The sequence below is a fragment of the Rahnella sp. JUb53 genome, from assembly GCF_004346065.1.
Classification (GTDB): domain Bacteria; phylum Pseudomonadota; class Gammaproteobacteria; order Enterobacterales; family Enterobacteriaceae; genus Rahnella; species Rahnella variigena.
In genome coordinates, this window is sequence record NZ_SLYT01000007.1 from 144,049 (window position 1) to 167,591 (window position 23,543).

Genomic DNA, 23,543 nt, shown 5'->3' on the forward strand with positions numbered 1-23,543 from the left:
AAGTGAAACAGGCACGGTTCCGGCGGCACAGATCACAGACGGAATTCTTCACCAAGATAAACGCGTTTAACTTGTTCATCAGCAAGAATATCGGCTGGCGTGCCGTGGGCGATTAACTTGCCCTGACTGACGATGTAAGCGCGTTCACACACGTCGAGCGTTTCGCGAACGTTATGGTCGGTGATCAGTACGCCGAGGCCACTGTCACGCAAATGCTCAATGATTTTTTTGATGTCGATAACTGAAATCGGGTCAACACCGGCGAACGGTTCATCCAGCAGAATGAATTTAGGGTTCGCCGCCAGCGCGCGGGCGATTTCAACACGACGGCGTTCACCACCGGACAGTGACTGACCGAGGTTATCGCGCAAATGAGAAATATGGAACTCTTCCATCAGTTCATTGGCGCGATCGTTACGCTGTTCTTTGTTCAGATCGTCGCGGATCTGCAACACGGCCATCAGGTTATCAAACACGCTGAGGCGGCGGAAAATGGACGCTTCCTGAGGAAGATAGCCAATACCGCGACGGGCGCGGGTATGCAATGGCAACAAGCTGATGTCTTCGTCATCAACGATAATACGGCCTGCATCACGCTGCACAATGCCGACGACCATGTAGAAGGTCGTGGTTTTACCGGCACCGTTTGGCCCTAATAACCCGACGATTTCGCCGGAGTTGACCATCAGGCTGACATCTTCAACGACCTTGCGGCCTTTGTAGGCTTTTGCCAGATTCTCTGCGATTAATTTAGCCATAAAAATCAGTTACTCTTTTTGGTCGGCTGGCCCGCCGCTGCAGGTGTTTTCTGTTGCAGCTGCGAAGGAACCAGAACGGTCGTCACACGGTTGCCTTTATCACTGAAGGCTTCCATTTGCTGTTTCTGCACCAGATACGTAATACGGTCGCCTTTCACGTTGCTGTCGAGCTGTTCAAGGTAAGCGTTACCGGTCAGGGTCACCAGATCGTTTTCCACTTCATAGCGGACTTTCTGCGCATGGCCTTTTACCGGCTTGCCGTTGTCCTGCATCTGATAGAAGGTCACCGGGTTACCGTAACCTTCAACCACTTCTTTGCCGGAAACGCCTTGCGGGCGGATGACGACAACTTTGTCCGCTTTAACCTGGATCGTGCCCTGGTTTACCACCACATTACCGGTAAAGGTCGCGGTATTGGTGTTCACGTCCAGCGCCTGATTAGCCGAATCAATGGTAATCGGTTTGGTCGTGTCATCTTTCAGGGCGAATGCCGGAACGCTGACGGCTAACAATGAGCTGACGATCAGGAGATTACGGATTTTATTTTTTGCTTTGAATTTCATAAGAGGTCGTTACCTTTTCGATCAGCTCTGCTGTTTTATCACGCAGATTACCACGCATTTTCATGCCGTTAGATGTAAAACCTGTGCCATAAAGCGTTACTTCATCATCTGAGGCAACGTCCTGTGTCGTCAGGTTAACCCGTGCATTGTCCGTTTTGATTCTTTGCAACTGAGAAGTCTCAGGTGTCAGGCTGTCTGCCTGCACATGCCCGTAAAGATAGAGCATTTTATCCTGAGTCAGCTTGGCCTTGTCAGAATGCAGCACCCACGTCGGGACTTTGTTCTTGTCGTACATGGTCGCTACCGGATTGGTAAACCATGTCACCTGATCAGTGGTGTAATATTTCACCTGATCTGAAACCAGTTTATACGTCAGGCTACCCAGCGGATCGTACACCATCGTGACGGTGTGGGAGCTCTGGTAGGTCGGATCCTGATCGTTGACCGCCGGCTGGACGTCATCGCTGTTGTCAGACATTGACCAGCCGATCAGCACCAGAACGATGGCTGTCAGCGCCAGAATAATCCAAAGTCTTGTTTTACTCATATCGACAGCCCTTTGGCGTCCTCCAGCTTACCCTGTGCCAGTAAAATCAAATCGCACAATTCGCGTACTGCACCACGTCCGCCGGCAATTCGGGTGACATAATGCGCTTTCGGCAACAAGATGGGATGCGCGTCCTGAACGGCCACGGAAAGACCAACTTCAGCCATAACCGGCCAGTCGATCAGGTCATCACCGATGTAGGCCACTTCTTCGGCCCGCAAAGACAGTGTATCTAACAGTTCGCGGAAGGCCAAAAGCTTATCCGATTGTCCCTGATACAAGTGGCGTATACCGAGGGTTTCAGCGCGATCTTCCAGTAATTTCGCATTGCGGCCTGTAATAATCGCAACCTCAATGTCAGAAGTCAGCAGGCAGCGGATACCGTAACCGTCGCGAACGTTAAAACTTTTCAGCTCTTCTCCCTGATTTCCCATGTAGATCAGGCCATCAGACATCACGCCATCTACATCGCAAATCAGCAGGCGGATAGCTTTCGCCCGTTCCAGCACTTGCGTGCTGACCGGACCGTAGCAAGTTTCCACCAGGGCTGCGCTATTACTCATTCAGGGGATTCCTCAATTAAACTACGCCAGCGCGCAGCATGTCGTGCATATGTAACACACCCAGCAACTGGTCACCATCAGCAACCATCACGCAGGTTATGTTTTTTTCCTGCATTAAATTCAGCGCATCCACCGCCAGAAGAGAAGGGCGGACGCGGATGCCCCCGGTCGTCATGACATCGGCAATCGAGGCTTCGTTGATGTTAACGCCCATATCGAAGATGCGGCGTAAATCACCATCGGTAAAGATACCTTCGATCCGCATCAGGTCGTTGCAGATAACCGTCATGCCGAGATTCTTGCGGGTGATTTCCAGCAAGGCGTCACGCAAAGACGCGTCGCGGCTGACATGCGGAATTTCATCACCGGTGTGCATGATATCGCTCACGCGCAGTAAGAGCTTGCGACCCAGTGCTCCGCCCGGATGGGAAAGGGCGAAATCTTCGGGTGTGAAACCGCGGGCTTCCAGCAGAGCCACCGCCAGTGCATCGCCCATGACCAGTACCGCCGTGGTGCTGCTGGTCGGTGCCAGACCGAGCGGGCAGGCTTCTTTGGGGACTTTCACGCAAAGATGCACATCGGCCGCTTTGCCCATGGTGCTTTCCGGATTAGACGTCATGCAAATAAGCGTGATGTCCAGACGCTTGAGTACCGGGATCAGCCCGAGAATTTCATGCGCCTCACCGGAATTGGAAATCAGGATCACAACGTCCTGTTTCGATACCATGCCCAGATCACCGTGGCTGGCTTCGCCCGGATGGACAAAGAAAGCCGGTGTGCCAGTGCTGGCAAAGGTCGCGGCCATCTTGCGACCAATGTGGCCGGATTTGCCCATGCCCATCACGACGACTTTGCCGTTGCAGGCGAAGATTTTTTCGCATGCACGGGTAAAATCGCCGTTAATGTATTGATCTAACTGCTCAAGTCCTTCACGTTCTGTTTTCAGCACATCACGCCCGACGGCCTGAAAATCAAAGTCGGAGGCGAAGTTAACGTTAGCCATAGTCAGTTCCTGACAAAGTTCAGAAGGCAATGCTGTCCGGCAACAGGAACAGAACCGCCATATAGGCGATAAATCCACACAGTAACAGTGCGCCGGCGAGATGGCCGATACGATGTTTACGCATCAGACACAGCCCGGAAAGCACGATACTGACCGCCAGCATGACCCAGTAATCGCGATGAAACGCGTCCGGGTTGAACGAGCCTGGCGCAACCAGCGCAGGTAATCCCAGCACCAGACAGGTATTAAAAATATTCGCACCAATGATATTGCCCAGTGCGATATCATCTTCGCCCTTAATGGCACCTGCGATAAACGTCGCGAGTTCCGGCAGGCTGGTGCCGATGGCGATGACGGTCAGGCCAATCACCAGTTCGCTGACGCCAAAGTAACGGGCAATCACTGTACTGTTGTCGACAATCATGCCCGACGCCAGCGGCATGATGATAAAGCCCAGTGCCAGCCACAGAAATGCCACGGTGTTGCTGCTGTCCTGAGGAAGTTCGGACATCTGCTCGTATGTCAGCGTATCCAGCCCTTCTTTTTCGGCCGCGCGGGCGATTTTTATCACCAGCATCATAAACACGGCAGCACTGGCCAGCAGCAAAACGCCGTCAAACCGGCTGAGTTCTCCGTCACTTAGCACAAAACCACAGAGTGCTGTGACCAGTAACAATAAAGGGAGTTCGCGGCGTAATATATCAGAACGAACGGAAAGTGGATGAATCAGGGCTGCACCGCCCAAAATCAGAAGAATATTAATGATATTCGAACCAATTGCGTTTCCGACGGCCAAATCCATCTGATCATTGATGGCGGCTGTGGTAGAAACCACCAGTTCCGGGAGAGATATTCCGACGCCGACGACGGTCATGCCAATCACCAGCGGAGGTATGCCTATTGAGCGTGCCAACACTGCGGCTCCGTACACCAGACGATCGGCGGCGTAAACTAACAGTAACAAGCCGACAATCATCAGTACGATAGCGAGAAGCATGAAACATCCTTTATTGGGTATAATGCGAGGTTCGTTGCCTTTGCAGGCAGGCGATTCCTTCGTCAACATGAGCTAAGGCAACATTTTCTCTGAAAACAAGGCCTGCAGGTTCCTGTATGTTAGACGATGAGGGCTTTTAATTTAAAATGATAATTCATCGATTTTGACCGTCTGTGGCGGAAAAGTAAAACGATGGCAACTTTGGTAACGAAACCGGGGTAAGTTTTTGTAAAAATACCAAAGTTATACGACACCCCATCTGGGTCAGACGTATTCTTAGCGAAAGTATTCCGAAGGGATAAACTGAATGAGTCAAAGCGAATCGAATCTGGTAGAGATCAAGGGCATGAGCTTCGTGCGCGGCGATCGTCCCATTTTCGAAGAGATCAATATGACCGTGCCACGCGGCAAAGTCACCGCCATTATGGGGCCTTCGGGGATCGGTAAAACCACCTTGCTGCGCCTGATCGGCGGGCAACTTGCGCCAAGTAGTGGGGAAATCTGGTTCGACGGAGACAACATTCCGACGTTGTCACGCCGTAAGCTGTACGAATCCCGCAAGAAAATGAGCATGTTGTTTCAATCCGGTGCATTGTTTACTGACCTGACGGTGTTCGAGAATGTGGCATTCCCGTTGCGTGAGCACAGTAAATTACCGGAAGAACTGCTGCGCAGCACCGTGACCATGAAACTCGAAGCGGTAGGGTTACGCGGTGCCGGTGACCTGATGCCTGCTGAGTTGTCTGGCGGGATGGCGCGTCGTGTGGCGCTGGCGCGTGCGATTGCGCTTGATCCGGAACTCATCATGTTTGATGAGCCTTTTGTGGGTCAGGATCCGATCACGATGGGCGTGCTGGTGAAGCTTATCGATGAACTTAACCATGCGCTGGGCGTGACCTGTATCGTCGTCTCTCATGACGTACCTGAAGTACTCAGTATTGCGGATTATGCATATATTGTGGCGGCACAGCATGTCATTGCTGAAGGTACACCAGAGGAATTGCAAAATAACCCTGATCCGCGAGTTCGCCAGTTCCTCGACGGTATTGCCGACGGACCGGTGCCTTTCCGTTTTCCTGCCGGTGATTACAAAACCGAGCTGCTCGGATAATGGAGTTCCTGATAAATGTACCTTGTTTTGAAAATAAATAGGGCCTTAGCCTCTGTCGGGCGCCGCGGAATAAACACCTGTGCGTCTTTTGGCCGTGCCGGTCTGATGCTCTTTCGGGCGTTGGTCGGTAAGCCGCAATTTGCCAAACAATGGCCGCTGCTGATCAAACAGCTCTACAGCGTTGGCGTGCTTTCCCTGCTGATCATCCTGGTTTCCGGCCTGTTTATCGGCATGGTACTGGGCTTGCAGGGATACCTGATTTTAACCACCTACAGCGCTGAGGCCAGCCTCGGCATGATGGTGGCGCTTTCCCTGCTGCGTGAGCTGGGTCCTGTGGTGACGGCGCTCCTGTTCGCCGGTCGTGCGGGTTCTGCGCTGACCGCTGAGCTGGGTCTGATGAAAGCTACCGAGCAGATTTCCAGTCTGGAAATGATGGCTATCGATCCGCTGCGCCGCGTTGTGGCACCGCGTTTCTGGGCTGGCCTGATTTCCATGCCTCTGCTGACGGCGATTTTTGTCGCAGTCGGGATCTGGGGCGGCTCGCTGGTCGGCGTGGACTGGAAAGGCATCGATAGCGGATTCTTCTGGTCAGCGATGCAAACTTCCGTAGACTGGCGGACTGACCTGCTTAACTGCCTGATTAAAAGCCTTGTTTTCGCTATCACCGTGACCTGGATTGCGTTGTTCAATGGCTATGATGCGATACCGACGTCCGAAGGGATCAGCCGGGCAACGACACGTACTGTAGTGCATTCGTCACTGGCGGTGCTGGGATTGGATTTTGTGCTGACAGCACTGATGTTTGGAAATTAAACCATGCAAACGAAAAAGAGTGAAATCTGGGTAGGCGCATTTTTGATCATCGCACTGATTGCGGTGTTATTCCTGTGTCTGAAAGTGGCCGACATCCGTTCTATCGGCTCTGACCCGACTTACCGCATTTCTGCGGACTTCGACAATATCGGCGGCCTGAAAAGCGGTTCTCCGGTCAAAGTCGGCGGTGTGGTGATTGGTCGCGTCAGCAGCATTACGCTTGATAAAAACTATTCTCCACGCGTAGAAATGGACATTGACCAGAAGTACAACCAGATCCCGAGTACCAGTACGCTGGCTATCCGCACCTCGGGTTTACTGGGAGAGCAATTCCTGGCGCTGAACATTGGTTTTGAAGACCCTGACATGGGAACGACTATCCTTAAAAACGGTGGCGTCATTCAGGACACCAAATCGGCGCTGGTTCTCGAAGACCTGATTGGCCAGTTCCTTTATAAGAGCGGCGACGGGAAAGCGGATCCGGATGCAGGGTCTGCGACCGCAGCACCCGCGGGCGATTCTGCCCCTGCGCCAGACGCTAACACGGCTCCACAACCGGCTGCTCATTAAGAACTTGCTACTACGGATTCTCCATCAAAGAGGAAATGATTATGTTTAAACGTTTAGTGATCGCCGCACTGCTGGTGGTTATGGCTCCGCTGGCCAATGCCGCGGTTGATAAAACCAACCCTTACAGCGTGATGAATGAAGCGGCGAACAAAACCTTCACCCGCCTCAAAACCGAACAGCCGAAAATCAAGCAGGATCCTAACTACCTGCGCCAGATCGTGCGTGAAGAACTGCTGCCGTACGTGCAGATCAAATACGCCGGTGCGCTGGTGTTAGGTCGTTACTATCAACAGGCGACCCCTGCACAACGTGAGGCGTATTTCGCCGCGTTCTCTGACTATCTGCAACAGGCATATGGCCAGGCGCTGGCGATGTACAACGGCCAGAACTATACCGTGCAGCCGGAACAGTCTTACGCAGATAAAGACATCATTGCTATCCGCGTGACCATTACCGATCCGAACGGTCGTCCGCCAGTGCGTCTGGATTTCCAGTGGCGTAAAAACAGCCGTACCGGAGAATGGCAGGCATACGACATGATCGCCGAAGGCGTCAGTATGATTTCGACCAAGCAAAACGAATGGGCGGATATCCTGCGTCAGAAAGGGATTGATGGTCTGACTGCGCGTCTGAAACAAGCTGCCGCAGAACCGATTACCCTGGATAAAAAATGAGTGAAGCATTGCGCTGGGAATCGCAGCCGCCGCGACTGACGTTGCACGGTGAACTGGATCGCGAAACGCTGGTCCCCTTCTGGGATGCGCGCAAAAAGCTGATGTCCGGGATTACCTGTCTGGATGTTTCCGGGCTGGAGCGTGTGGATTCTTCCGGTCTGGCGCTGTTAGTGCATTTGCGTGAAGAGGCCAGCCAGCAGGGCGTTTCTCTGACGGTGGCTGGTATCACCGACAGACTGAATACTCTGATTGCGCTCTACAATCTGCAGGATATTATTCCGGCTGCCTGAGCAAATAAGCCAGCAGTTCCGGTAAGTTAGGCGGCTGAAGACGTACCGTCGCCTGACGCTCTCCAAAGCCCCTGTGCGAAACTCTTGCTCAGGGGCTTTTTCGTGGTTTAAGAATTGCGCCGATCCCTATAAGATATCGGGCTGTTATGATTCTTCAGAAGAATAGAGCCCCTATGGAAACGAGTGAAATTAAAGACGTGCTGATGAACGCATTGGCACTGGACGAAGCCCACATTACTGGCGATGGCAGTCATTTTCAGGCCATTGTCGTTGGTGCGATGTTTGATGGCATGAGCCGCGTGAAAAAACAACAGACCGTTTACGCCCCGCTGATGGAATACATCGCCGACAACCGAATCCATGCACTGTCTATCAAGGCTTATACCCCTGAAGAATGGGCGCGTGACCGTAAACTGAGCGGTTTATAAGACTGCCGGAGTTCCGGCAGCTTCCTCATATCTGACCTGTCGTTTAAATGAATAGAGAGCAGTCATAATGGATAAATTTCGTGTACAGGGTGGGACTCGTCTAAGCGGCGAAGTCACTATCTCTGGTGCAAAAAATGCAGCACTTCCTATTTTGTTTGCCGCACTGCTTGCTGAAGAACCTGTTGAACTCCAGAACGTTCCTCACCTGAAAGATATCGATACCACCATCAAACTGCTGAGCCAGCTGGGCACCAAAATCGAACGTAACGGTTCGGTCTTTGTGGATGCCAGTGCGGTAAACGAGTTTTGTGCGCCCTACGATCTGGTGAAAACCATGCGTGCTTCCATCTGGGCGCTGGGTCCGCTGGTGGCGCGTTTTGGTCGTGGCGAAGTTTCCCTGCCGGGCGGTTGTGCTATCGGCGCGCGTCCTGTTGACCTGCACATCACCGGTCTGGAACAACTGGGCGCAACGATCGTGCTGGAAGAAGGCTACGTGAAAGCGTCCGTAGACGGTCGGCTGAAAGGCGCACACATCGTGATGGATAAAGTCAGCGTTGGCGCGACAGTCACCATCATGAGTGCCGCCACACTGGCCGAAGGCACCACCATTATTGAAAACGCCGCACGTGAGCCGGAAATCGTTGATACTGCGAATTTCCTGAATACGCTGGGCGCGAAAATCACCGGCGCGGGCACCGACAGAATCACCATCGAAGGCGTTGCACGTCTGGGTGGCGGTGTTTATCGCGTAGTGCCGGACCGTATTGAAACCGGGACTTTCCTGGTGGCGGCGGCGATTTCCGGTGGAAAAATTGTCTGCCGTGAAGCCCGTCCTGATACGCTGGATGCCGTTCTGGCAAAACTGCGTGAAGCTGGTGCGGAAATCGAAGTGGGCGAGGACTGGATCAGTCTCGACATGCATGGCAAACGTGCTAAAGCGGTGACGTTCCGCACTGCGCCGCATCCGGGCTTCCCGACTGACATGCAGGCACAGTTCAGCCTGCTGAACCTGGTGGCTGAAGGCACCGGCGTTATCACCGAAACCATCTTCGAAAACCGTTTCATGCATATTCCTGAGCTGATCCGTATGGGCGCTCACGCTGAAATCGAAGGCAGCACTCTGATTTGTCATGGCGTTGAAAAACTGTCTGGCGCTCAGGTGATGGCGACCGATTTGCGCGCTTCCGCCAGCCTGGTTCTGGCCGGCTGTATTGCAGAAGGCGTGACAGTCGTTGACCGTATTTATCACATCGATCGTGGCTATGAGCGTATCGAAGATAAGCTGCGTCAGCTGGGTGCAAAAATCGAGCGTTTTAAAGGCGAGTAATTCCTGAGCCTGACGCAATAAAAAAGCCGGAAGGGGAGACCTTTCCGGCTTTTTCGTTTCTGTCTTCAGCAGTTATCAGTGATCAGGGTATTCCTGCACGGTGACCTGCAAGGTCAGCTGCTGACCATCACGGATGATTTTAACCGGGATCACCGTGCCAGGGCGGACTTCTGCCACCTGGTCCATTGTCTCAATCGCGGAAACAGCCGGTTTATTATTCACGTTAACAATCACATCGCGCACCTGCATACCCGCATTTGCCGCCGGACCGTTCGGGGTGACTTCATTAACCACAATCCCCTGAATGCGATCCAGTCCGCTGTTCGGCCCGTGCAGAGGCGATACCTCGCGGCCGCTGATGCCGATATAACCGCGAATGACGCGACCATCACGAATAAGCTTGCCCATCACTTTGGTGGCCAGCGCTGTCGGGATTGCAAAGCCAATGCCTTCCGGCGTCGCACCGTCATTACTCTGGTCAAATGACAGCGTGTTAATCCCCATCAGCTCACCCAGTGAGTTCACCAGCGCACCGCCGGAGTTCCCCTGGTTGATTGAGGCATCGGTTTGCAGGAAATTCTGGCGACCGGACGGGCTCAGACCGATACGACCGGTGGCACTGATAATGCCTTGTGTGACGGTCTGCCCGAGGTTATACGGGTTACCAATCGCCATCACCACATCACCGACATGCGGAGTCCGGTGTGAGTTAATCGGGATCACCGGCAGATTTCCGGCGTTGATTTTGAGTACCGCCAGGTCAGTCAGGCTGTCAGAACCGACCAGCAAGGCTTCAAATACGCGGCCATCTTGTAGCGCCACGATGATCTGATCGGCATTATTAATGACGTGCTTGTTGGTCAGGATATAGCCGTTGTCATTCATGATAACGCCGGAACCCAGCGTGCGAATGGCCAGTTCGTTTTGCGAACTGTTACCCATGTTGCGGTTATAGACGTTCACGACGGCAGGAGCAGCGTGACGAACGCCCGAGTTATAGCTGACAGGTTCTTCGCTGGTTTGGGTGAAATTGCGTTCGAACAGCGGGTCTGTGATGTTTTTACGCAACATAGGTACCGCCGCCAGCAAAATGCCAGCAACAATCAGGCCGATAACAGCGGATCTCAATAGCTTAACAAACATGGGTGTATGGGATGCGAGATAAAAAGTGAGGGAAGAATAGCATGAGTTAATCGGACGCAGCAGCACCTGCGTCCGATTTTCAACGCTTTACGGCATGAATAAGTAGATATTCTGCCCTTTACGCACAATGCTCAGCGCAATCAGGTCCGGTTTGCTTTCCAGAATTTTGCGGAAGGCGGCAAGATTCTCAAGCGGCTCACGGTTTACGCCGATAATCACATCGTCTTTTTGCAGACCTATCTGATCAGCCGGTGTGCCTTTCTTCACGTCATCGACATGTACGCCTTTAGCATTTTTATCTGCCGGATCACTGAGTGTCACACCCTGCAAGGCAGGATTGAGTTTCTCAATGCTGACTTCCACGGCCGGGCTTTTATCCAGCGTGACGTTCACGGTCATCGGTTTGCCATCGCGCAGCAAACCAATCTGCATGGTAACGCCCGGACCGGCGGTACCGACTTTTGCACGTAATTCTGCAAAGCTGCTGAGCTTTTTGCCCTGAAGTGTGACCAGCACGTCACCGGATTTAATCCCGGCTTTTGCTGCCGCCGAATCAGGCAGCACTTCATTGACGAACGCGCCACGCTGGCTGTCGAGTTTAAATGCCTGTGCCAGTTCCGCCGTCATTTCACTGCCGCGGATCCCCAGCAGGCCACGTTTCACTTCGCCGAATTCAATCAGCTGATGGCTGAGGTTTTTCGCCATGTTAACCGGGATAGCAAAGCCGATACCGACGCTGCCACCCTGGGAAGAAATAATGGCGGTATTGATGCCAATCAGTTCACCTTTCAGGTCGAGCAGGGCTCCGCCGGAGTTGCCGCGGTTAATCGAGGCATCGGTCTGAATAAAGTTTTCCAGCCCTTCAAGGTTCAGGCCGCTGCGACCGAGAGCAGACACAATACCGGACGTCACGGTCTGACCGAGCCCGAACGGGTTGCCGACGGCGACCGCAAAATCGCCCACGCGCAGATTATCTGAATCGGCCATGGTGATTTGTGTGAGATTTTTCGCATCGATCAACTGGATGACAGCGATGTCAGACTGATCGTCTTTACCGATGAGCTTGGCTTTATATTCGCGGCCATCGTTGAGCTGAACGCTGATCTTGTCAGCGTTATTCACGACGTGATTGTTAGTCAGCACGTAGCCTTTAGCGGCATCAATAATAACGCCCGAGCCCAGACCTTCAAAAGGCTGCGGCCCTGCATTTGGCTCCGGATCTTGCTGACCAAAGAAGAATTTGTATTCCGGTGGCACATCCGCACTTGGCGGCTGCGTGCCGGAAACCTGAACGCCCACGACGGCCGGCAGCACTTTATCCAGCATCGGTGCCAGGCTCGGCAAAGGTTGTCCCTGAACTTGTGTCGGTAAAGCAGCATTCGCCATAGGCGCAGAAGCGAAAGTTAATCCAAGGCTAACAGCTAACACACTGAGCAAAAATGACTTTTTCTTCATCACGATAACTCTCTCGCTTTCTGTAAGGGACGTCAGTTATGGACAATAGAACGATGATTCACTACACGGGAAGGGGCTTGAGAACGGCACATGCACGAAACATGTGCCGTAAATACGCCTGCACAAAGATTATCATGCAGGCAGGAGCGTCTGTTATTTACGAACCGGACGCTCGCCACGCAGCAAACCCGATGCGCCATCAGAATAATCACGCGGCATTTGTACCGGCACCTGATCGTTATCGGCTTCAGAACCGGTCAGGCGATAGTTGAACGGATTATCCTGCTCTGGCATATCAGGCAGCAGATTGTTGGAGCTCTTCGCCATATGCTGATAAAGCTGACGGTAATCTGTCGCCATGTTATCGAGCAACTCAGCGCTGCGGGCAAAATGGCCCACCAGCTCCTGACGGTATTCGTCGAGTTCGGCTTTGCTTTTCTCCAGTTCGTTTTTCATGACTTGTTGATCACGTAATTTACGATTACCAAAGCGCATCGCTACCGCACCAATCGCGATACCGACCACTAATCCAATGAGTGCATACTCCCAGGTCATAATGACTCCTATTTTGACTTCGTTGTCCCGCAGGGCTTTTTCACGTAACTTTTATGACTTAACTTTTTTACACAATGGTTTTAACGTAATTGTCACACGCATTCGTCATGCAATAGCTCCACTATAACCGTTAACCTTGTCAGAGTGGAATCCTGCCGGGAAAATCGCTGCCGTCTGATGGTTTTTTAGCACACAGACAGCCGGGAAAAGCGGCGAACCTACGGCAAAAAAGCGGCTAAACGACGTGAAAAACTTAAAATTTTTTTCTCAGGGACGTTAACTAAGATGCAACCCAAATCACCACTTTTCGTTTATCAGAACGCCGTTGATGCTGGCGAGTTCCAGCCGGACGCGGTTCAGAAACAGGCTGTTGCCCAGCTCGACGCTATTTACCAGGCCTTATCTTCCCGTCCGGCGGCGGAACCTGCGACCAGCCGGGGTGGCTTGCTGGGGCGACTGTTTGGCAAAAGTGCGCCAAAAACCGCGCAACGCCCGGTTCAGGGCTTATATATGTGGGGTGGCGTCGGGCGCGGCAAAACCTGGCTTATGGATTTGTTTTTCCACAGTCTGCCGGGCGAGCGCAAACTTCGTCTCCACTTTCACCGCTTTATGTTGCGCGTTCACGAAGAACTGACGCAGCTCCAGGGGCAGGAAGATCCGCTGGAAGTGATTGCCGACCGTTTCAAAGCGGAAACCGACGTGCTGTGTTTCGACGAGTTTTTTGTCTCGGATATCACCGACGCGATGCTGCTGGCGACATTGCTACAGGCGCTGTTCGCACGTGGGATCACGTTAATCGCCACGTCCAACATTCCACCTGACTCGCTTTACCGGAACGGCCTGCAACGCGCGCGTTTCCTGCCAGCTATCGATCTGATTAAAGAATATTGCGATGTCCTGAATGTGGATGCCGGAATTGATTACCGCCTGCGTACGCTGACTCAGGCCAATTTATGGCTGACTCCGGCGGGCGGGGATACGACGGCCGCCATGCAAAGTATGCTGGGAAAACTGACCGGTAATCACAGCGGTTCGGCGGGTACTGAGGCGGTCACGCTGGAAGTGAATCACCGCCCGATGCGGGCGATTGCCGCCGTTGATGGCGTGCTGGCGATAGAATTCCATACGCTTTGTGAAGAGGCGCGCAGCCAGCTTGACTACATTGCGCTGTCAAAAATCTATCACAGCGTGCTGCTGCACAATGTGCCGGTGATGAAGGCGGACAATGAAAATTCGGCGCGACGTTTTCTGGCTCTGGTGGATGAGTTTTATGAGCGCCACGTCAAACTGGTGGTTTCTGCCGCGGCGCCGATGTTTGAGATTTATCAGGGCGAGCGGCTGAAATTCGAGTATCAGCGCTGCCTGTCCCGTCTGCAGGAAATGCAAAGTGAGGAATACCTCAAGCGACCGCACCTGCCGTGATTTTTAGCTGATTATTTTTTGTTCTATTTGTGATATAAGAACACGCAGTACATCCTGCATGGCGAGCCCTTCTGCTGTCGTGAAGGAAATCTTCCTTTTCGTCGAAAAAGGGTTCGATCTTTGCAGGAGACTTCTCTATAATCTTGCGACCCCACGTTACTACAAAGTTTTTTTCCCGAAACTTTATAAGTGCCAGCATTGGCTATTCGAAGGGGTAGGTTTGCTGGACGATGGTCGTGTGAACCTCCAATACTTATTTTATAAACCTGGGTTCTTATGTGGTTTATAAAAACATATAGGCGTTTGGGTGTTCGCCAACGTGTAACTTTAATTGGGTAAGCTTTTAATGAAAACTTTTACAGCTAAACCGGAAACCGTACAACGTGACTGGTTCGTAGTTGACGCTACCGGCAAGACCTTAGGTCGCCTGGCCACTGAACTGGCTCGCCGTCTGCGTGGCAAACATAAAGCGGAATACACTCCGCACGTTGATACTGGTGATTACATCATCGTTCTGAACGCAGAAAAAGTTGCTGTAACCGGCAACAAGCGTAACGACAAGATTTATTACCATCACACCGGCCACATCGGTGGTATCAAGCAAGCGACCTTTGAAGAGATGATCGCTCGCCGTCCTGAACGCGTGATCGAACTCGCGGTTAAAGGCATGTTGCCAAAGGGCCCGCTGGGTCGTGCAATGTACCGCAAAATGAAAGTTTACGCGGGTAACGAGCACACTCATGCGGCGCAACAACCGCAAGTTCTTGACATTTAATTCGGGATTATAGGCAATGGCTGAAAATCAATACTACGGCACTGGTCGCCGCAAAAGCTCCGCCGCTCGTGTTTTCATCAAACCGGGTAGTGGTAACATCGTAATTAACCAGCGTAGCCTGGAACAGTACTTTGGTCGTGAAACTGCCCGCATGGTAGTTCGTCAACCACTGGAACTGGTCGACATGGTTGAGAAATTCGACCTGTACATCACCGTTAAAGGTGGTGGTATCTCCGGTCAAGCTGGTGCTATCCGTCACGGTATTACCCGTGCACTGATGGAATATGACGAAAATCTTCGTGGCGAACTGCGTAAAGCTGGCTTCGTTACTCGTGATGCTCGTCAGGTTGAACGTAAGAAAGTCGGTCTGCGTAAAGCACGTCGTCGTCCTCAGTTCTCCAAACGTTAATTTTCTGCTGCTTTGCAGCTCAGTGCTTCGGCACGAAAATCAGCGTCAAAAACCCGGTGCTTCACCGGGTTTTTTTATGCCTTTTTTTCAGCAATCGCAGGCGAAATGATCTCCTGACACACAATTCCCCACGAAATCGTCTCACCGTCCACCACAGCCCGCGTAAAATCTGGTAAACTATCACACACTTTTGTGCCTATTCGCCGAGCAGTTGACGTTGCCGCGCTTCCTGGCTGGGTTCGCCTTGCCGATGGTTGTCTATGAAACTACGGGACAAAAACTGCAGGCTGGCGATAACTCGCTGTAATATTCTAGATAAACTTGGAGGTTTTCATGGCTGTCGCTGCCAACAAACGTTCGGTAATGACGCTGTTTTCCGGCCCGACCGACATTTTTAGCCATCAAGTACGTATCGTACTGGCGGAAAAAGGTGTCAGTGTCGAGATCGAGCAGGTTGAGATGGATCACCTGCCGCAGGATCTTATTGACCTCAACCCTTACCGCACTGTACCGACGCTGGTTGATCGTGAGCTGACCCTGTTCGAATCCCGCATCATCATGGAATATCTTGATGAGCGTTTCCCGCATCCACCGCTGATGCCGGTTTATCCGGTTGCCCGTGGTGAGAGCCGTCTGATGATGCACCGCATCGAAAACGACTGGTATTCGCTGATGCGTCAGGTCGAGCAAGGTTCTGCGACTGAAGCGGACGCTGCGCGTAAGCAACTGCGTGAAGAGCTGCTGGCGATTGCGCCAATCTTCTCGTACATGCCTTACTTCAAAAGCGAAGAGTTCAGCCTGGTCGATTGCTACCTGGCTCCGCTGCTGTGGCGTTTGCCAGAGCTGGGCATTGAGCTGTCAGGTGCTGGTTCTAAAGAGCTGAAAGGCTATATGACCCGCGTCTTCGAACGTGATGCTTTCCTGGCTTCCCTGACCGAAGCAGAGCGCGAAATGCGTTTGCATACCCGAGGCTAAGGTATGGAGATGACCGACATGTCTCCGCGTCGCCCCTATCTGCTGCGGGCTTTTTATGACTGGTTGCTCGACAACCAGTTAACCCCGCATCTGGTGGTTGACGTGACGATGCCTGGCGTGATGGTGCCGATGGAGTTTGCGCGTGACGGACAAATCGTTCTGAACGTAGCGCCGCGTGCTGTCGGCAATCTCGAACTGGGTAACGATGATGTACGCTTTAACGCCCGTTTTGGCGGCGTGCCGCGTAACGTATTTGTACCGATCGCTGCCGTTCTGGCGATTTACGCCCGTGAAAACGGTGCCGGTACCATGTTCGAACCTGAACCTGCTTATGAAGCTGAAGGCGCCTTTGATGGCGACCTGAGCGCGGATGAGCCGACAGAGCCGACCATGTCAGTCATTGATGGCGATTTGCCGGATGTGGCTGAAGAAGATCCGGATGATGAGCCGCCGACTCCGCCACGCGGTGGTCGCCCGGCATTGCGTGTTGTGAAATAACAACCCGATTCAGCCCGGTTTCATGCTTAAACCCTGCGATGTTCGCGGGGTTTTTTATTACCCTGAATCATGGGCCTCTCATTTCGCCTGTACTGATTGCGTTCGGTTAAAAAAAACGGGGCTGCCATCGCTGGCAGCCCCGTTTTTACGACAGACCGGATCAGACTTCGAGGAAGTTCATGATGCCTTCTGCTGCCTTACGGCCTTCGGCAATCGCCGTGACGACCAGATCGGAACCGCGAACCGCATCGCCACCGGCGAAGATTTTCGGGTTGCTGGTCTGGAAGGCGTTGTCGCTGCCTTCAGGGGCTACGATACGTCCCTGCGTGTCCAGCTCGACGTCATGGGCTGCCAGCCATTCCATTTTATGTGGGCGGAAACCAAACGCCATCACCACGGCATCCGCTTCCATCACATGTTCGGAACCCGCCACGATTTCTGCACGACGGCGGCCATGTGCATCCGGAGCGCCCAGCTCGGTACGCGCCATACGCACGCCACATACGCGGCCTGAATCGTTCAGTTCAATGCTCAGCGGTTGCAGGTTGAATTTGAAATCCACACCTTCTTCGCGCGCATTCTTCACTTCACGACGCGAGCCCGGCATGTTCTCTTCATCACGACGGTACGCACAGGTCACATGGGTTGCGCCCTGACGAATTGACGTACGCACGCAGTCCATTGCGGTATCACCACCGCCCAGCACCACGACGCGTTTCTTGTCCATCGTCACGTAAGGCTCTTCCTGGCTGTCATCATAGCCCATCAGCTGCTTGGTGTTAGCGATGAGGAACGGCAGGGCATCGTACACGCCCGGCGCATCTTCGTTCGCCAGACCACCGCGCATGGACTGATAAGTGCCAACGCCGAGGAATACAGAATCGTATTCCGCCAGCAGCGCATCAATGGTGATGTCTTTGCCGACTTCGGTATTGAGCTGGAACTCGATACCCATCTCAGTGAAGATTTCGCGACGCTTGGTCATCACTGATTTTTCCAGCTTGAAGGCCGGAATACCGAAAGTCAGCAGGCCGCCGATTTCCGGATGGCGATCGTAAACCACCGCTTTCACACCGTTACGGGTCAGCACGTCCGCACAAGCCAGACCTGCCGGACCTGCACCGATGATCGCTACACGTTTGCCGGTTGGCTGCACGTGAGACATATCCGGACGCCAGCCCATCTCGATGGCTTTGTCGTTGATGTAGCGCTCGATATTACCGATGGTCACCGCACCGAACTCATCGTTCAGGGTGCAGGAACCTTCGCACAGACGGTCCTGCGGGCAAACGCGTCCGCAGACTTCCGGCAGGCTGTTGGTCTGGTGCGCGAGGTCGGCGGCTTCCATGATGCGACCTTCGTTCGCCAGCTTCAGCCAGTTCGGAATGTAGTTGTGAACCGGGCATTTCCATTCGCAGTAAGGGTTACCACAGGACAAACAGCGGTCTGCCTGAGATGCGGCCTGAGTTGCTGAGAACGGCTCGTAAATTTCCACAAACTCAATTTTACGGATCTTCAGCGCTTTTTTCGGCGGATCAACACGCTGTAAGTCGACAAATTGATAAACGTTTTGACTCATCTTAACCTCTTACTGCGCTTGTACCCGCAGCTCAGCTGCGGAACGACTACGGTGACCCAACAATGCTTTGACATCACTGGACTTCGGTTTTACCAGGGCAAATTTAGGCGCCCATTCCGGCCAGTTCGCCAAAATCTCTTCACCACGGGTCGATGCGGTCAACTGTACGTGTTCGATGATCAAACCGCGCAGATGCTCTTCATGGATAGCCAGTTCGGCCACTTCCAGGACTTCAACCAGTTCCGGGTTAACACGTTTGCGGAATTCGCCGTCTTCATCAAGAACGTAAGCGAAACCGCCGGTCATGCCTGCGCCAAAGTTGACGCCGGTACGACCCAGCACACACACAATGCCGCCGGTCATGTATTCACAACCATTATCGCCAATGCCTTCGACGACAGTGATCGCACCGGAGTTACGCACTGCGAAGCGTTCACCCGCACGACCCGCTGCAAACAACTTGCCGCCGGTTGCGCCGTACAGACAGGTGTTACCGATGATGCTGGCTTCGTGGCTGCGGAACGCTGAACCGATTGGTGGACGGATGGCAATGCGGCCACCGGCCATGCCTTTGCCCACGTAGTCGTTCGCGTCGCCGGTCAGCATTAAATCGACGCCGCCTGCGTTCCAGACGCCGAAGCTCTGGCCCGCGGTACCGTTGAAGTTAATACGCACCGGATCAGCCGCCATGCCTTGATCGCCATGTTTCTCAGCAATTGCACCTGACAACATTGCACCCACAGAGCGGTCAGTGTTGCGGATATCAAAGTAGAACGCTTTGCTCTGCTTAGAATCGATGTGCGGCGCGGCCTGTTCCAGAATGTCTTTGTTAAGCTGACCCTTGTCGAACGCCGGGTTGCTTTCGGTGCAGTACACCGCTTTGCCTTCATGCGGCGTGGCAGTCGCCAGCATCGCAGAAAGGTCGAGATTGTTTTGCTTGGCGGTGAAACCGTCCAGCTCAGTCAGCAAATCGGTGCGACCAATCAGATCCACCAGCTGGCTGACGCCCAGTTCGGCCATGATTTCACGGGTTTCCTGCGTGATGAACTTGAAGTAGTTCACTACGCGTTCTGGCAGGCCGTGATAATGGTTGCGACGCAGTTTGTCGTCCTGGGTTGCCACGCCTGTTGCGCAGTTGTTCAGGTGACAAATACGCAGGTATTTACAACCCAGCGCGACCATCGGTCCGGTACCGAAACCGAAGCTTTCTGCACCCAGAATCGCGGCCTTGATGATGTCGAGACCCGTTTTCAGACCGCCATCCACCTGCAGACGGATTTTGTGGCGCAGGCCGTTGGCGACCAGTGCCTGTTGTGTTTCCACCAGACCCAGTTCCCATGGACAACCGGCGTATTTCACCGAGGACAGCGGGCTTGCGCCGGTGCCGCCATCGTAGCCGGCAATAGTGATGAGATCCGCATAGGCTTTCGCCACACCGACCGCGATAGTGCCGACGCCCGGTTCAGACACCAGTTTCACCGAAATCATCGCTTTCGGGTTGACCTGTTTCAGGTCGAAAATCAGCTGTGCCAGATCCTCGATAGAATAGATATCGTGGTGCGGAGGTGGAGAAATCAGGGTCACGCCCGGCACGGAATAACGAAGTTTCGCGATGTACGGCGTCACTTTGTCACCCGGCAACTGACCACCTTCGCCTGGTTTTGCACCCTGTGCGACTTTAATCTGAATAACGTCAGCATTCACCAGATACGCCGGTGTCACACCGAAACGACCGGAAGCCACCTGTTTGATACGGGACACTTTATTGGTGCCGTAACGCGCAGGATCTTCGCCGCCTTCGCCGGAGTTAGAGCGTCCGCCGATGCTGTTCATCGCTTCAGCCAGAGACTCATGCGCTTCCGGGCTTAACGCACCGATAGACATCGCTGCGGTATCGAAACGGGTATACAAACCTTCCGCCGGTTCAACCTGATCCACAGGGATTGGCTGACCTTTTGGTGTCACTTTCAGCAGGTCACGCAATGTCGCAACCGGACGTTCATTAACCAGTTTGGCGTACTTTTTGTAATCGTCGTAATCACCACTGTTCACTGCGGCTTGCAGGGTAGTGACCACGTCCGGGTTATAGGAGTGATATTCGCCGCCGTGGACAAATTTCAGCAGGCCGCCCTGATCCAGTGTTTTGCGTTTCAGCCACGCACGTTTGGACAGGTTCAGCAAATCCTGTTCGAAATCGCTGTAACCGGCACCGCCGATACGGCTGACCACGCCGTTGAAACAGGTGTTGCACAGATCCTTCGCCAGACCGACTGCTTCAAACAGTTTTGAGCAGCGGTAAGAGGCGACGGTTGAGATGCCCATTTTGGACATGATCTTGTACAGACCTTTGTTGATGCCGTTACGGTAGTTCAGCATCACTTCACGGTATTTCTTCTCGATAACCTGCGTATCGACCAGTTTGGCCAGCGTCTCGTAGGCCAGATACGGGTAAACCGCGGTCGCACCGAAACCAATCAGTACGGCGAAATGGTGCGGGTCGCGGGCACTGGCGGTTTCAACAATGATGTTGGCATCGCAGCGCAGGCTTTTCTCAACCAGACGCAGTTGCAGCGCGCCGACGGCCATTGGCGCAGGCAGTGGCAGACGGTTCGGCGCGATATTGCGGTCAGACAGCACCAGCAGAACCGCGCCGTTACGCACTTTCTGTTCGCCTTCGTCACAGAGTTTCTGGACGAATTGCTCCATGTTTTGTTCGCTCGGATCGTAAGTCAGATCCAGCGTTTCAGCGCGATAGTGTTTGCTGTCGAGCGTGGTGAGCTGTTTAAAGTCAGACCACAGCAGAATTGGCGATTTAAAGCTCAGACGGTGCGCCTGACCTTCGGCTTCGCAGAACACGTTCATCTCGCGGCCAATGCTGGTCGCCAGAGACATCACGTGCGCTTCACGCAGCGGATCGATTGGCGGGTTGGTGACCTGCGCAAACTGCTGACGGAAGTAGTCATATACAATACGCGGACGGCTGGAAAGCACGGCGAATGGCGTGTCGTCGCCCATTGAGCCGACGGCTTCCTGACCGTTTTCACCCAGTACGCGGATGATCTGATCGAGTTCTTCGCTGCTATAGCCGAACTGTTTCTGGAACGTTTCCAGTAATGTGTCTTCCATCTCGCGGCTGCCGACCTGATCTTCCGGCAGGTCTTCGAACGGCACCAGACGCTGAACGTTTTTCTCCATCCATTGCTTATAAGGATGGCGGCCTTTCAGGTCGTTATCGGTTTCCGCGGAGTGGTGGATCTTGCCGCTGCGGGTGTCGATCACCATCAGTTCGCCCGGTCCGACGCGGCCTTTTTCGACCACTTCGTCCGGCTGATAATCCCAGATCCCGACTTCGGAGGCACAGGTGATCAGCTTATCTTTGGTGATGACATAACGCGCAGGGCGCAGACCGTTACGGTCGAGGTTACAGGCGGCGTAACGGCCGTCTGACATCACGATACCGGCCGGACCGTCCCAAGGCTCCATGTGCATGGAGTTAAAGTCGAAGAACGCCCGCAGGTCATCGTCCATATCCGGGTTTTGCTGCCAGGCTGGCGGTACCAGTAAACGCATCGCGCGCAGCAAATCCATCCCGCCGGCCAGGAAAAGTTCCAGCATGTTATCCAGCGAGCTGGAATCCGAACCGGTTTCGTTGACGAAAGGCGATGCGTCCTGCAAATCGGGGATCAGCGGCGTTTTAAATTTGTATGCACGGGCACGCGCCCACTGACGGTTACCGGTGATGGTGTTGATTTCACCATTGTGCGCCAGATAGCGGAAAGGTTGAGCCAGTTGCCAGCGCGGAACCGTGTTGGTTGAAAAACGTTGGTGGAACAGGCAGATGGCTGATTCCAGACGCAGGTCGGCCAGATCTAAATAGAAGCGTGGCAGATCCGCAGGCATACACAGGCCTTTATAGATCGTGACCACGTTGGAGAAACTGCACACATAGAAGTCTTTATCCTGAATGCGTTTCTCAATGCGGCGGCGCGCCATATACAGGCGGCGCTCCATGTCACGCGGACGCCAACCGGCAGGCGCGTTGACAAAAATTTGTTCGATACGAGGCAGGGAGGAAAGCGCGATTTCACCGAGTACGTCCGGATTGGTCGGAACGTCACGCCAGCCCACCACGGACAGCGTCTCGTTTTGCAATTCTTCTTCTACAATGCGGCGGCTCGCCTCAGCTTCTTTTTCATCTTTGCTGAGGAACAACATGCCCACGGCGTAGTTTTTCGCCAGACGCCAGCCACGTTCTTCGGCAATCATGCGGAAGAAGCGATCAGGTTTCTGTAAATGAAGGCCACAGCCGTCGCCGGTCTTGCCGTCAGCAAGGATCGCGCCACGGTGTTGCATACGGGCCAGTGCATGAATTGCAGTACGCACGACCTTATGGCTAGGTTCGCCTTCTATATGGGCGATCAGGCCGAAACCACAGTTGTCCCTCTCTTGGGATTTATCGTACAACATAACGTGAACCTCCCCAGGCTCTGCGAGACTCTCACACCAATCGCGAGCGGTCTTATTCACAGAGTTTGTCCGCAATTTCGCGCACTCTTGCGGTGCGTTGATTGCCCGGACATCTCCGTCAAAGGCCTCTCGTGATGGTTCTCACAAGTGGTGGTTGACTTGTTTTAATGAGGGAGTCTTCAATTACTGCATAAATATGACGAGTTGCTCACCCGTCGAGATTGCTTCCAGCGGACTCCCAACTTAGCGAGAAAGCCCCATCAGGTCAAATGGCGAATTAACTTATATTAAAAGTGATATAAAAGAGTTTAACTCATTGATATATAAAAATTAGATTGCCTTTTTAATGGCATTATATCGGTGTGGTAAAGCGTGCAAAGTGTGAGCTGACTCACTATAGGAAAAGCTTCAGATCTCCGCACCGTGCTGGCAGGTGCTTAATTACCAGTATTTTATACTGGAAAACACTGCGGGCATGCGGTTTGTCACTGTTTTTAACGTGACAGTAATAATGTGTATGAGCGGGGTTTGTAATAAGAATTATTCATATTGCCGGGAATGACTTTATTTGCAGTAATAATGAATAGTTATGCCTGCGCGAAAAGCGCCGAGAAGGAAAGA

Annotated in this window: 23 protein-coding genes; 12 read left to right on the top strand and 11 right to left on the bottom strand. The window is 53.2% G+C overall.

Annotated elements, in window-relative coordinates:
• Positions 1 to 32: 32 nt before the first annotated feature.
• From lptB to EC840_RS17205, 6 genes are read right to left on the bottom strand one after another with little or no spacing between them, the layout of a single operon-like run.
• Entirely contained in the window at positions 33 to 758 is a 726-nt protein-coding gene (gene lptB, locus EC840_RS17180) for an LPS export ABC transporter ATP-binding protein (protein WP_112288368.1), read from the bottom strand.
• A gap of 5 nt (positions 759 to 763) precedes the next feature.
• Complete coding sequence (gene lptA, locus EC840_RS17185) at positions 764 to 1,321, bottom strand: lipopolysaccharide ABC transporter substrate-binding protein LptA (RefSeq protein ID WP_112288369.1); 558 nt, start codon at positions 1,319 to 1,321, stop codon at positions 764 to 766.
• Positions 1,299 to 1,868: an LPS export ABC transporter periplasmic protein LptC gene (gene lptC / locus EC840_RS17190; RefSeq protein ID WP_112288370.1), complete on the bottom strand. Its 570-nt coding sequence runs from the start codon at positions 1,866 to 1,868 to the stop codon at positions 1,299 to 1,301. Before lptC ends, lptA begins: the two co-directional genes overlap by 23 nt.
• Entirely contained in the window at positions 1,865 to 2,431 is a 567-nt protein-coding gene (gene kdsC / locus EC840_RS17195) for a 3-deoxy-manno-octulosonate-8-phosphatase KdsC (RefSeq protein ID WP_113876727.1), read from the bottom strand. Before kdsC ends, lptC begins: the two co-directional genes overlap by 4 nt.
• A 16-nt stretch (positions 2,432 to 2,447) precedes the next feature.
• On the bottom strand, positions 2,448 to 3,434 hold the full coding sequence (gene kdsD, locus EC840_RS17200; protein ID WP_112288372.1) for an arabinose-5-phosphate isomerase KdsD: 987 nt from the start codon (positions 3,432 to 3,434) through the stop codon (positions 2,448 to 2,450).
• 19 nt (positions 3,435 to 3,453) lie between these two features.
• Positions 3,454 to 4,431 carry a calcium/sodium antiporter gene (locus EC840_RS17205; RefSeq protein ID WP_112288373.1) on the bottom strand — a complete coding sequence of 326 codons (978 nt, stop codon included), beginning with the start codon at positions 4,429 to 4,431 and terminating at the stop codon, positions 3,454 to 3,456.
• A gap of 307 nt (positions 4,432 to 4,738) precedes the next feature.
• Here EC840_RS17205 and mlaF point away from each other — a divergent pair, with 307 nt between their 5' ends.
• The 7 genes from mlaF (at position 4,739) to murA (ending at position 9,644) form a co-directional block, all read left to right on the top strand.
• Positions 4,739 to 5,542: a phospholipid ABC transporter ATP-binding protein MlaF gene (gene mlaF / locus EC840_RS17210; protein WP_112288374.1), complete on the top strand. Its 804-nt coding sequence runs from the start codon at positions 4,739 to 4,741 to the stop codon at positions 5,540 to 5,542.
• 15 nt (positions 5,543 to 5,557) lie between these two features.
• Positions 5,558 to 6,355 (top strand): lipid asymmetry maintenance ABC transporter permease subunit MlaE, encoded by a 798-nt coding sequence (mlaE, locus tag EC840_RS17215; protein ID WP_112288375.1) that lies wholly within the window; start codon positions 5,558 to 5,560, stop codon positions 6,353 to 6,355.
• A gap of 3 nt (positions 6,356 to 6,358) precedes the next feature.
• Positions 6,359 to 6,925 carry an outer membrane lipid asymmetry maintenance protein MlaD gene (gene mlaD / locus EC840_RS17220; RefSeq protein WP_113876729.1) on the top strand — a complete coding sequence of 189 codons (567 nt, stop codon included), beginning with the start codon at positions 6,359 to 6,361 and terminating at the stop codon, positions 6,923 to 6,925.
• Positions 6,926 to 6,966: 41 nt separating this feature from the next.
• Positions 6,967 to 7,599 (top strand): phospholipid-binding protein MlaC, encoded by a 633-nt coding sequence (gene mlaC, locus EC840_RS17225; protein ID WP_112288377.1) that lies wholly within the window; start codon positions 6,967 to 6,969, stop codon positions 7,597 to 7,599.
• Positions 7,596 to 7,889, top strand: coding sequence for a lipid asymmetry maintenance protein MlaB (gene mlaB, locus EC840_RS17230; RefSeq protein ID WP_112288378.1), 294 nt, complete (start codon positions 7,596 to 7,598; stop codon positions 7,887 to 7,889). Before mlaC ends, mlaB begins: the two co-directional genes overlap by 4 nt.
• 173 nt (positions 7,890 to 8,062) lie before the next feature.
• Positions 8,063 to 8,317 (top strand): BolA family iron metabolism protein IbaG, encoded by a 255-nt coding sequence (gene ibaG / locus EC840_RS17235; protein ID WP_013577246.1) that lies wholly within the window; start codon positions 8,063 to 8,065, stop codon positions 8,315 to 8,317.
• 67 nt (positions 8,318 to 8,384) lie between these two features.
• A complete protein-coding gene (gene murA / locus EC840_RS17240) occupies positions 8,385 to 9,644 on the top strand; it encodes a UDP-N-acetylglucosamine 1-carboxyvinyltransferase (RefSeq protein ID WP_112288379.1) in 1,260 nt (419 codons plus the stop codon).
• Between the two features lie 75 nt (positions 9,645 to 9,719).
• Here murA and degS read toward each other — a convergent pair whose 3' ends face one another.
• From degS to zapG, 3 genes are all read right to left on the bottom strand, one after another.
• On the bottom strand, positions 9,720 to 10,787 hold the full coding sequence (gene degS / locus EC840_RS17245; protein ID WP_112288380.1) for an outer membrane-stress sensor serine endopeptidase DegS: 1,068 nt from the start codon (positions 10,785 to 10,787) through the stop codon (positions 9,720 to 9,722).
• An 87-nt stretch (positions 10,788 to 10,874) separates the two neighbouring features.
• A complete protein-coding gene (gene degQ / locus EC840_RS17250; RefSeq protein ID WP_112288381.1) occupies positions 10,875 to 12,242 on the bottom strand; it encodes a serine endoprotease DegQ in 1,368 nt (455 codons plus the stop codon).
• A 153-nt stretch (positions 12,243 to 12,395) separates the two neighbouring features.
• Entirely contained in the window at positions 12,396 to 12,797 is a 402-nt protein-coding gene (gene zapG, locus EC840_RS17255) for a Z-ring associated protein ZapG (RefSeq protein WP_013577242.1), read from the bottom strand.
• Positions 12,798 to 13,082: 285 nt separating this feature from the next.
• Between zapG and zapE the strand changes: the two genes are divergently transcribed.
• The 5 genes from zapE to sspB all read left to right on the top strand — a co-directional run bounded on the left by zapE (position 13,083) and on the right by sspB (position 16,876).
• Positions 13,083 to 14,219 (top strand): cell division protein ZapE, encoded by a 1,137-nt coding sequence (gene zapE, locus EC840_RS17260; protein WP_132966305.1) that lies wholly within the window; start codon positions 13,083 to 13,085, stop codon positions 14,217 to 14,219.
• Positions 14,220 to 14,565: 346 nt separating this feature from the next.
• Positions 14,566 to 14,994 carry a 50S ribosomal protein L13 gene (gene rplM / locus EC840_RS17270; protein ID WP_013577239.1) on the top strand — a complete coding sequence of 143 codons (429 nt, stop codon included), beginning with the start codon at positions 14,566 to 14,568 and terminating at the stop codon, positions 14,992 to 14,994.
• Between the two features lie 16 nt (positions 14,995 to 15,010).
• Complete coding sequence (gene rpsI, locus EC840_RS17275) at positions 15,011 to 15,403, top strand: 30S ribosomal protein S9 (RefSeq protein WP_013577238.1); 393 nt, start codon at positions 15,011 to 15,013, stop codon at positions 15,401 to 15,403.
• Between the two features lie 333 nt (positions 15,404 to 15,736).
• Complete coding sequence (gene sspA / locus EC840_RS17280; protein ID WP_112288384.1) at positions 15,737 to 16,378, top strand: stringent starvation protein SspA; 642 nt, start codon at positions 15,737 to 15,739, stop codon at positions 16,376 to 16,378.
• A gap of 3 nt (positions 16,379 to 16,381) precedes the next feature.
• Positions 16,382 to 16,876 (top strand): ClpXP protease specificity-enhancing factor, encoded by a 495-nt coding sequence (gene sspB, locus EC840_RS17285; RefSeq protein WP_013577236.1) that lies wholly within the window; start codon positions 16,382 to 16,384, stop codon positions 16,874 to 16,876.
• Between the two features lie 160 nt (positions 16,877 to 17,036).
• Here the strand turns inward: sspB and EC840_RS17290 are convergent, their stop codons facing one another.
• On the bottom strand, positions 17,037 to 18,455 hold the full coding sequence (locus EC840_RS17290) for a glutamate synthase small subunit (RefSeq protein WP_095924435.1): 1,419 nt from the start codon (positions 18,453 to 18,455) through the stop codon (positions 17,037 to 17,039).
• A gap of 9 nt (positions 18,456 to 18,464) precedes the next feature.
• Entirely contained in the window at positions 18,465 to 22,922 is a 4,458-nt protein-coding gene (gltB, locus tag EC840_RS17295; RefSeq protein ID WP_112288387.1) for a glutamate synthase large subunit, read from the bottom strand.
• Between the last annotated feature and the right edge of the window lie 621 nt (positions 22,923 to 23,543).

Coding starts and splice junctions, on each gene's coding strand:
- kdsC (WP_113876727.1), bottom strand. CDS start 2,431: ATGAGTAATAGCGCAGCCCTGGTGGAAACTTGCTACGGTCCGGTCAGC.
- mlaE (WP_112288375.1), top strand. CDS start 5,558: ATGTACCTTGTTTTGAAAATAAATAGGGCCTTAGCCTCTGTCGGGCGC.
- mlaD (WP_113876729.1), top strand. CDS start 6,359: ATGCAAACGAAAAAGAGTGAAATCTGGGTAGGCGCATTTTTGATCATC.
- mlaC (WP_112288377.1), top strand. CDS start 6,967: ATGTTTAAACGTTTAGTGATCGCCGCACTGCTGGTGGTTATGGCTCCG.
- sspA (WP_112288384.1), top strand. CDS start 15,737: ATGGCTGTCGCTGCCAACAAACGTTCGGTAATGACGCTGTTTTCCGGC.
- EC840_RS17205 (WP_112288373.1), bottom strand. CDS start 4,431: ATGCTTCTCGCTATCGTACTGATGATTGTCGGCTTGTTACTGTTAGTT.
- mlaB (WP_112288378.1), top strand. CDS start 7,596: ATGAGTGAAGCATTGCGCTGGGAATCGCAGCCGCCGCGACTGACGTTG.
- murA (WP_112288379.1), top strand. CDS start 8,385: ATGGATAAATTTCGTGTACAGGGTGGGACTCGTCTAAGCGGCGAAGTC.
- zapE (WP_132966305.1), top strand. CDS start 13,083: ATGCAACCCAAATCACCACTTTTCGTTTATCAGAACGCCGTTGATGCT.
- zapG (WP_013577242.1), bottom strand. CDS start 12,797: ATGACCTGGGAGTATGCACTCATTGGATTAGTGGTCGGTATCGCGATT.
- EC840_RS17290 (WP_095924435.1), bottom strand. CDS start 18,455: ATGAGTCAAAACGTTTATCAATTTGTCGACTTACAGCGTGTTGATCCG.
- degQ (WP_112288381.1), bottom strand. CDS start 12,242: ATGAAGAAAAAGTCATTTTTGCTCAGTGTGTTAGCTGTTAGCCTTGGA.
- degS (WP_112288380.1), bottom strand. CDS start 10,787: ATGTTTGTTAAGCTATTGAGATCCGCTGTTATCGGCCTGATTGTTGCT.
- lptA (WP_112288369.1), bottom strand. CDS start 1,321: ATGAAATTCAAAGCAAAAAATAAAATCCGTAATCTCCTGATCGTCAGC.
- rplM (WP_013577239.1), top strand. CDS start 14,566: ATGAAAACTTTTACAGCTAAACCGGAAACCGTACAACGTGACTGGTTC.
- kdsD (WP_112288372.1), bottom strand. CDS start 3,434: ATGGCTAACGTTAACTTCGCCTCCGACTTTGATTTTCAGGCCGTCGGG.
- rpsI (WP_013577238.1), top strand. CDS start 15,011: ATGGCTGAAAATCAATACTACGGCACTGGTCGCCGCAAAAGCTCCGCC.
- gltB (WP_112288387.1), bottom strand. CDS start 22,922: ATGTTGTACGATAAATCCCAAGAGAGGGACAACTGTGGTTTCGGCCTG.
- ibaG (WP_013577246.1), top strand. CDS start 8,063: ATGGAAACGAGTGAAATTAAAGACGTGCTGATGAACGCATTGGCACTG.
- lptB (WP_112288368.1), bottom strand. CDS start 758: ATGGCTAAATTAATCGCAGAGAATCTGGCAAAAGCCTACAAAGGCCGC.
- lptC (WP_112288370.1), bottom strand. CDS start 1,868: ATGAGTAAAACAAGACTTTGGATTATTCTGGCGCTGACAGCCATCGTT.
- mlaF (WP_112288374.1), top strand. CDS start 4,739: ATGAGTCAAAGCGAATCGAATCTGGTAGAGATCAAGGGCATGAGCTTC.
- sspB (WP_013577236.1), top strand. CDS start 16,382: ATGGAGATGACCGACATGTCTCCGCGTCGCCCCTATCTGCTGCGGGCT.